The sequence below is a fragment of the Brachyspira innocens ATCC 29796 genome, assembly GCF_000384655.1.
Lineage (GTDB): Bacteria > Spirochaetota > Brachyspiria > Brachyspirales > Brachyspiraceae > Brachyspira > Brachyspira innocens.
Genome location: NZ_ARQI01000129.1, coordinates 135,615 through 143,413, shown reverse-complemented (window position 1 = coordinate 143,413; position 7,799 = coordinate 135,615). Strand labels below are relative to the sequence as shown.

General features: G+C 29.2%; 8 protein-coding genes, 2 tRNA genes and 1 pseudogene. All 11 read left to right on the top strand.

Going from position 1 to position 7,799, the window contains the following annotated elements:
* Positions 1–396, top strand: a pseudogene (locus F811_RS16890) (hypothetical protein); the annotation flags it as partial.
* A gap of 41 nt (positions 397–437) precedes the next feature.
* Positions 438–1,160, top strand: a complete 723-nt coding sequence (locus F811_RS16250; RefSeq protein ID WP_156822005.1) for a hypothetical protein — start codon at positions 438–440, stop codon at positions 1,158–1,160.
* A 92-nt stretch (positions 1,161–1,252) separates the two neighbouring features.
* Complete coding sequence (locus F811_RS0114585; protein WP_020005971.1) at positions 1,253–2,212, top strand: ABC transporter substrate-binding protein; 960 nt, start codon at positions 1,253–1,255, stop codon at positions 2,210–2,212.
* 66 nt (positions 2,213–2,278) lie between these two features.
* On the top strand, positions 2,279–3,022 hold the full coding sequence (gene truA, locus F811_RS0114580) for a tRNA pseudouridine(38-40) synthase TruA (RefSeq protein ID WP_020005970.1): 744 nt from the start codon (positions 2,279–2,281) through the stop codon (positions 3,020–3,022).
* Positions 3,023–3,086: 64 nt separating this feature from the next.
* Positions 3,087–3,169, top strand: a tRNA-Ser gene (locus F811_RS0114575).
* A gap of 32 nt (positions 3,170–3,201) precedes the next feature.
* Positions 3,202–3,274 (top strand) — tRNA-Arg (locus F811_RS0114570).
* A gap of 42 nt (positions 3,275–3,316) precedes the next feature.
* The gene (locus tag F811_RS0114565) at positions 3,317–3,868 is read left to right on the top strand and encodes a KdsC family phosphatase (protein ID WP_020005969.1); all 552 of its coding nucleotides are present in this window, start codon (positions 3,317–3,319) and stop codon (positions 3,866–3,868) included.
* On the top strand, positions 3,846–4,409 hold the full coding sequence (lptC, locus tag F811_RS0114560; RefSeq protein WP_020005968.1) for an LPS export ABC transporter periplasmic protein LptC: 564 nt from the start codon (positions 3,846–3,848) through the stop codon (positions 4,407–4,409). The genes F811_RS0114565 and lptC overlap by 23 nt, the downstream gene beginning before the upstream one ends.
* A gap of 25 nt (positions 4,410–4,434) precedes the next feature.
* Positions 4,435–5,742 carry an LptA/OstA family protein gene (locus tag F811_RS0114555; RefSeq protein ID WP_425386801.1) on the top strand — a complete coding sequence of 436 codons (1,308 nt, stop codon included), beginning with the start codon at positions 4,435–4,437 and terminating at the stop codon, positions 5,740–5,742.
* Positions 5,726–6,724 (top strand): hypothetical protein, encoded by a 999-nt coding sequence (locus F811_RS0114550; protein WP_020005966.1) that lies wholly within the window; start codon positions 5,726–5,728, stop codon positions 6,722–6,724. The genes F811_RS0114555 and F811_RS0114550 overlap by 17 nt, the downstream gene beginning before the upstream one ends.
* A 251-nt stretch (positions 6,725–6,975) precedes the next feature.
* Positions 6,976–7,788, top strand: a complete 813-nt coding sequence (locus tag F811_RS0114545) for a hypothetical protein (protein ID WP_020005965.1) — start codon at positions 6,976–6,978, stop codon at positions 7,786–7,788.
* The last annotated feature ends 11 nt before the right edge of the window (positions 7,789–7,799 follow it).

Below are 7,799 nucleotides of genomic sequence, written 5' to 3'. Positions count from 1 at the left end.
GATACTTATGAAGATGAGTTTAAAACTCCAAGAGTACCGGGCGGAGCTTATTATATATTCTATATTTTATGTTATAAATTTGGTAATGAGAATCTATATGCAGCTAAGATTATAAATTATTTTTTTAGTCTTTTTATCATATCATTGTTTTTATTTTGGCTTTATAAAAGATTAGGACTTTTTGTTTGTTCTTTTATGTCTCCTCTTATTTTACTTAATGGCTATTTAGTAAAATCTATGACAAATTTTTGGAATCCTAATATATCATTAATTTTTAGTTTTATATTTTTTATTCTTCTTTATGAATATATATATATATATATATATATAGTAGAAACTTTGATAAAAAAGCTATTATACCATCTATTTTTATTTTTCCAGTATTGGCAATTATAGCACAAGGACATTTTGCTTCATTTTTTTCTGTTGTACCTACTATGATATTTTATTTAATTCTTACTTATAGAAATACAATTAAATATTTGAAATATTGGATTTTAGGAGTTTTTTTATCATTTTTAGAGTATCTTCCTTATCTAATTTCAGAAATTAATAATGGATTTTATAATACTAAATTAATGTTTTCAAAAGGGCCAGATACAGGGAAAATTATTATTGCAAAAATACAGGCATTATTTTTATTTCCTACAAACGAAATGTCATCTCATTATTTAAGAGGTTTTAATAATATTATAGAATTTTGGACTTCAGCACCATCTTATATATACGGCTTGATATTTTTAATTCTTAATCTTGTATTTTCTGTTTACTGTTTGATTAATATGTTTTATTTTGTTTTTAATTTTAGATACAAAGGAAAAACTGATAATGAAAGAACATCTTTAGAGATATCAAAATTTTTTATTTTATCAATATTTATAACTCTTTTATGTTTTTTAATTTTCAGATTTGGAGAAGGTTATTTTCATTATTTTTACGGACTTTTTTCTGTATGTTATGCTCCTATTATTTTATTTTTAGTTCAGAAGGAAAATTTTATTATTAATACTAAAAAAATATTTTTATTGTTGTCTATTTTTCTAATATTAAATGCAGCAGCTATGTTTGGAAGCATTGAGAGATATGTAATAAGATTTGAAAAAGATCTATCTTTAAGACATAGTAAAAATATAGAGCTTTTTCTGAATGAACATAAATAATTAATTTTTATGTGTGAATTTTATTTGACTTTATTATGGCTATATTATATTATACTAGTAATAGTAATTATGAATTTAAAGGAGATATAATAATGAAAAAGTTATTTGCTATATTATTTGCAGGTATATTACTTTTATCCTGTTCAAATAATTCATCTAATTCGTCTTCAAATGGCGCAAAAATGCCTAAAATAGGCATACTTCAGTTAGTAGAGCATAATGCTTTGGATGCTGCAAATAATGGTTTTGTAGACGGATTGAAAGAAGCAGGCTATGAAGACGGCAAAAATATTACTATAGATTATCAGAATGCTCAAGGTGAACAGGCAAACTGCATTACAATATCACAAAAATTTGTTAATGATAAAGTAGATTTAATACTTGCTATAGCAACACCTGCAGCACAGGCTGTAGCAAATACAACAAAAGATATACCTATACTTGTTACAGCAGTAACAGACCCAGCAGATTCAAAATTAGTTGCTGATAATAATGTACCTGGTGGCAATGTTACTGGAACTTCAGATTTAACACCAGTAAAAGAGCAAATGGATTTATTGAAGAAATTAGTTCCTTCAGTAGAGAGAATAGCATTTTTATATAATTCAAGCGAACAAAACTCTAAATTCCAAGTAGATATGGCTAAATTAAAAGCAGATGAAATGGGTATATCATATATAGATGCTACTATAACAAATCCTAATGATATACAGCAGGTAGTTCAAAGTTTGGTAGGAAAAGTAGATGCCATTTATGCTCCTACAGACAATATGGTTGCTGCTGGTATGGCTAATGTTATATCTATTACAGAACCTGCTAAAATACCAGTAATATGCGGAGAGGCTGGTATGCTTGAGGCTGGCGGACTTGCTACTTATGGTATAGATTATTATGAACTTGGAAAACTTACAGGAAGACAGGCAGTAAGAATATTGAGAGGCGAGGCTTTACCTGCTTCTATGCCTATAGAATATATACAAAATCCAGTATTAGAAGTAAATACTAATGCAGCACAAAAACTCGGTATAACAATACCAGCTGATTTACAGTAATATATTTAATTTTTTATATAAAAAAGCCTGTATAAAGTATTATATGGGCTTTTTATTTTGATATTTATGAACAATATAAAGATAACAATACAATATGACGGTACAGATTTTTATGGCTGGCAGATACAACCTAATTTAAGAACAGTACAGGGAGAAATATATAAAGCTGTTCAAAAAATATATGGAGAGAAAATTACAATATACGGCTGCGGCAGAACTGATGCTGGTGTGCATGCTTTAGGACAGGTTGCTAATTTTCGAGTTCCAAAAATGCTTGTACCTATTAATAAAGTGCATATAGCTTTGAATTCATGTTTAGACAGAGATGTAAGAATAATAAAAGCCGAAGAAATGGACGATAATTTTAATGCTAGAGCTTCAGCAACTTTCAGAGAGTATTTATATATAGTTCATAACAGCAGTACATCTTTTCCATTTTATGAGAGGTATGCTTGGTTTTACAGAAAAAATATTATAGATGAAAAACTTATTAATGAATATGCTAAATATTTGATAGGCGAGCATAATTTTACATCATTTTGTTCTACAGAAGATGAAAATGACAGTAAGTTTAGATATTTAGAAAGAGTGAATGCTGTAAGAAAAGGAGATACTATATATTTTATTATTAGAGGCAATGCTTTTTTACACAACATGGTAAGGATTATAGTAGGTACTTTGGTAGAAGGTCAGAAAAAAAATATGCCTGTAAATTTTATAGAGGATATATTAAAAAGCGAAAACAGAACAGAGGCGTTTGTAACAGCCCCAGCACATGGTCTTTATTTCAGACGAGCATTTTTTAAATGATTTTTAATTATAAAAAGACTTGAAATAAATTTTATATATGTTATAATGTATAGCATATTTATTTGGAGAGTTCGTTCAATTGGTAGAGCAGCGGTCTTGAAAACCGCCGGGCTAACACCCATGTGGGTTCGAGTCCCACACTCTCCGATTTGTTAATACGAATAGCTTCTTTATGATAGGGGGCTTTAGCTCATCAGGATAGAGCAATGGTTTCCTAAACCGTGTGGGCAGGTTCGAGTCCTGTAAGCCCCAAATTGTTTATCCTAATTCTTAATTAAAAAAAGATTTTCTAAAATGACATTCAGAGATTATATATCATATTTTTTTAATATTAAAAAGCTAAAAAAAATAAAACTCCTAGTCTCAGATACAGACGGCGTTATGACAGATGGAAGGCTTATATTTGATGATAACGGAGTGGAAAGTAAGTTTTTTCATACTCAGGACGGAATGGGTATAGTGATGGCTTTAAAATCGGGCATAAAAATAGCTGTTATTTCTGGAAGCAGTTCTAATGCTATAAAGGCTAGATTTGATAAGTTTAGTCGTCATGGCTTTGAAGATTTAATACTGGGTAAAGAAGAGAAAATGCCTGTTATTTTAACTTTAATTGAAAAATATGGTTTAAAAAAAGAAGAGGTGTCATATATTGGTGATGATTTGATAGATATTAAGGTTATGAAATATGCAGGTATATCTTTTGCCCCGAAAGATGCTGTAGATGAAGCTAAAAAAGCGGCTGATATAATCGTTAATAAAAGGGGCGGATATGGTGCTGTGAGAGTTGTTATAGATATGATACTCAAAGCTAAAGGTATTTATAATGAAGTTATTAAACAGTTTTAGTTTTTTTATATTACTGCTGTTATTATGTGTTTCCTGCACAAATTTTAAAGATCTTGGTAAAGAATTTGAACAAAAAGATGATTTTGTTCCTCCTCCTGATATGGAGTTTTATGGCTTTAGAAGAGAGAGTTATGATACAAATTTTAAACAGTTGGACTCTTTTGCAACTAATGCTAAATTCTATAATAAGAAAAAACTTATAGAGCTTTATGAAAGCAGAACATATACATATGATTCTAATCATACTGTAGCAGCAAGTATATCAGGGGAGTTTGTAAAAGTAAATCAGGATACATTATATACAGAAATATATACAAATGTTATTGCCAAATCTTCAAATAATACAATACTTTATACAGAATATTTGCAGTGGGATAATGATAAACAGAAAGTAAAAAGTCCTGTTCCTATACGTGTAGAACAGGAAGACGGAAGCTGGCTTACTGGAAGTAGCATGGAAGCGGATATGGGGCTTGAACATATTACAATATATAATGAAGTTGATGAAGGCGATGCTATAGGAGTTCCTGTTGCTGAATAAAAATAGATTAGTTTTCACTATTTTTATACTGTTTTTATCAGTATTATATTTAAATGCTCAGTCAAGAAGAAGTGCGGATAAGTTTACATTTAATAATAAAACAAAAGTTTTCCAATATACTGGCAATGCTAAAATGGAGGATTCATCAGCTATTATTACAAGCCATATTATGACATTCTATCAGGAAACAGAATTAGCAACATTCAGCGGTGGTGTTAGGCTTTTGAGTAAAACAAACGGCTCTACAATAACAGGCGGATATGCAAGCTATAATGGAAAAACAAGATATGCATATGTAAAAAATAATCCAGTATTAAGATCGCCTACAAATAATATGACTATAAAAAGTTCTTTTATGGAGAGAGATTTTAATACTCCTATTGCCAAAGCTATAAGTAATGTTCATTTAACACATATTGACAGTGAAAGCAAAAGAAAAACAGACGGCTATGCTGATAACTTGGTTTATGATATGGATAAAGAAACGGCTGTATTAACTGGAAATCCTCGACTTTATCAGGGAGCTGATAGGCTTGAAGGCGAAATACTGGAATATAATGCAAAAACTGCTACAGCTAATGTTATGGGCAGAGGAAAGATATATGTTCTTCAAACTAATAATTATATAAATACATCAGAAACAAATAAAAAAAAGAGTAATGTTAGTAATTATAATATTATAGTAGCAGACAGATTATTTCTAAATGAATACGGCGGAAAAGATAATAACACACGTACTTTATATGCTTATGGTAATGTTACAGCATTTTTTTATGAGGAGAATATGATACTTAAAGGCGGATATATTGAGTATGAAATAGATAATGAACATGTGTATATGTATGAAGAGCCTTCTGTAAGAATTCCAGATAGGGGAATTATAGCTTTTGGAGAGTGGATAGAATATAAAAAAGATGCTGAGTTTAAAGATGTAATATTTCACAATGATGTTGTGATGGTTGATTATGATGCCAACTTATCATTGGAAGGTGATTTGCTGCATTTAGACCCAGATACTAAAGTTGCAACGGTAAGCGGCAGTCCTAAGGCCTATGTTGAAAATAGAAGTATTAAAATTACATCAGTTACTATGCAGATGTTTAATGATGAAGAAAAACTGCGTGCTAATGGAAATGTATATGTAGAAGGAAAAGATATGAACTCACAAAGTGCTTGGGCTACTTACTTTGATAAGCAGAAATATTTAAGACTTTGGGGTGAGAATCCATACTTAAAACAAAAGGAAAGTGTTGTAAGGGCAAGAGAAATAAAATATTACATAAATACTCAAAAAGTTGAAGCTATGGGTGTGAGCGGTGAAATACCTCAATAATACATTTAATATTATATATTTGTTTTTTATATTTTTGTTCTTATTACTCTTTTTATCATGTCAAAATAGTACAGAACCTCTTAATAAAGAAAAAACTTATACTGTAAATATAACCTATATAGAAGATGATGCAATAAACTCATTTTCACCTAGAGATTTTCTTGATATTTTCGATGATGACTTATCGAAACTTACATACGATATTTTAGGATATAATATAAAATATAATCTTAAAGACGGAATTACAGATGATGAATTTTATAGAGCCAATAGAAAATTTATAAACAATAATGCTGATATATTTAAAAGAGATTTTATAGATATAAAAAATATAAATTATCAGGAATTAGAAAATGATATATTATATTCGCTTTCTAATGAGACTAAGGCTAATATAAAAAAATTATTCGGATATGAATATGATACTCCTTTAAATATCATAGCTAAAAATATAGCACCATCATACGTACAAAGCATACTTAATGTTTGGAATATGCCTGTAAAAAAGAGGGCTCAGTTATTAGATGGTAATAAATTTATGCTCTATACGGCATTATATTGGAGAATAATTGCCTCTGAGTTTAAAGATTCTTCTATAGTGATAGTGAATATGCCATTAACTGCCAATTATTTATCAATGAGTGCAAAATCTATATCAGACGGCGGTTTTGTAGATAGGCTTGTACTTGAAAATAATAATGTAAGACCTTGTAAATCTATAGCTGTTATAAGCACATATACTTTTCTTCAGTCTGATGCCGACTATGAAACAATAAAAAATATGTTTTCTTATTATGTTATTCAAACTATAGGAATGATGTTTCCAAAATATGATGTCAGCGAAGATATACATTCTATAATGTCTGAGGTTAGCAGATTTGATTATGTTAATTGGTATAGTAACATAGTGAACTTTCAATTAAAAACGCCTTACAAAACAATCAGAGAGTATAAGGATAATATAAGAAATACGCTTCCATAAAAAATAGTATGAATTAACTATAATAAAATAAACATTATCTCTAAAATGTCTATAAAAAACAATACACAATAATAAAAATGTCGCCAATATTTGTATAAAATGTATGATTATAGTATATATCAATAAACATAACTATAAATTTGTTGTAAATTTATGTAAAATTAGTATTTACTTAGAAAAAATAAATAGTAGAATGTGCATATAAACATTTTTTATAATTTGTCGATTTTTATTAGTGGGAGAAAATTATCATGAAAAAAATATTTATTTATATCTTAATGTTAGTTAGTTTTTCAGCGGCGTATGGTTTTGACGAAGGTTTTATATGGGCATTAAAAGCCAATTTTAATGGTACAGCAACCATGCCTTCAATAAGTAAGGACGATTTAAATAAAATCGGTGCTGCATATATGAAAGGTTCTGTAGGATACACTATGGACGGAGAGGCAGAGCTTGGTTATTTGTTTGGTTCAGAAAGATGGTTTAATGGAATGGATCCTGCTAAATTCAGCGGTATGAGTGTATTTGGTTCTTTAGGTGTAGGAAACGGATTTGCAGGACAAATAGCTGGTAATACTATAGATGGTAAAACAGCTAATGCTTATATTAATGTTTCTTATGCTCCAGTAATAAGTTTCGGAGTGGGTACTAAAGCTTATTTCCTAAACAGCAGATTAGCATTAGGACTTCATATAGGAGGTAAATTAATAGCTGACTTATCTCCAGAATATTTAGCTTATTTTGACAGATCTGATATTCCAGGTTTCCCTGAAATAGGAGAGATAATTGTTACTGACTTTATGATTAAAAATATGAACCCAGTAATGTTTAGTATAAAGTTTATGATAGAATATAATCAGCCTGTAAATGACAGAGTTGAAGTTATATTAGGTGCTTATACAAGATTTAACGTATATTCTCCTAAATATATTACTATGCCTGATTCTTTATTTACACTTATGAAGGCGGCAGCTCCTAATTTTACTATGGATACACCTTTAAAATCTTATTATATAAACTCATTAGATTTTGGTCTTACTTTAGGCCTAGCATTTAAAGGATAATTATTTACAAC

Bases quoted from the DNA above. Each gene is read 5' to 3' on its own strand.
- F811_RS16250 (WP_156822005.1), top strand. From the start codon at position 438: ATGATATTTTATTTAATTCTTACTTATAGAAATACAATTAAATATTTG.
- F811_RS0114585 (WP_020005971.1), top strand. From the start codon at position 1,253: ATGAAAAAGTTATTTGCTATATTATTTGCAGGTATATTACTTTTATCC.
- truA (WP_020005970.1), top strand. From the start codon at position 2,279: ATGAACAATATAAAGATAACAATACAATATGACGGTACAGATTTTTAT.
- F811_RS0114565 (WP_020005969.1), top strand. From the start codon at position 3,317: ATGACATTCAGAGATTATATATCATATTTTTTTAATATTAAAAAGCTA.
- lptC (WP_020005968.1), top strand. From the start codon at position 3,846: ATGAAGTTATTAAACAGTTTTAGTTTTTTTATATTACTGCTGTTATTA.
- F811_RS0114545 (WP_020005965.1), top strand. From the start codon at position 6,976: ATGAAAAAAATATTTATTTATATCTTAATGTTAGTTAGTTTTTCAGCG.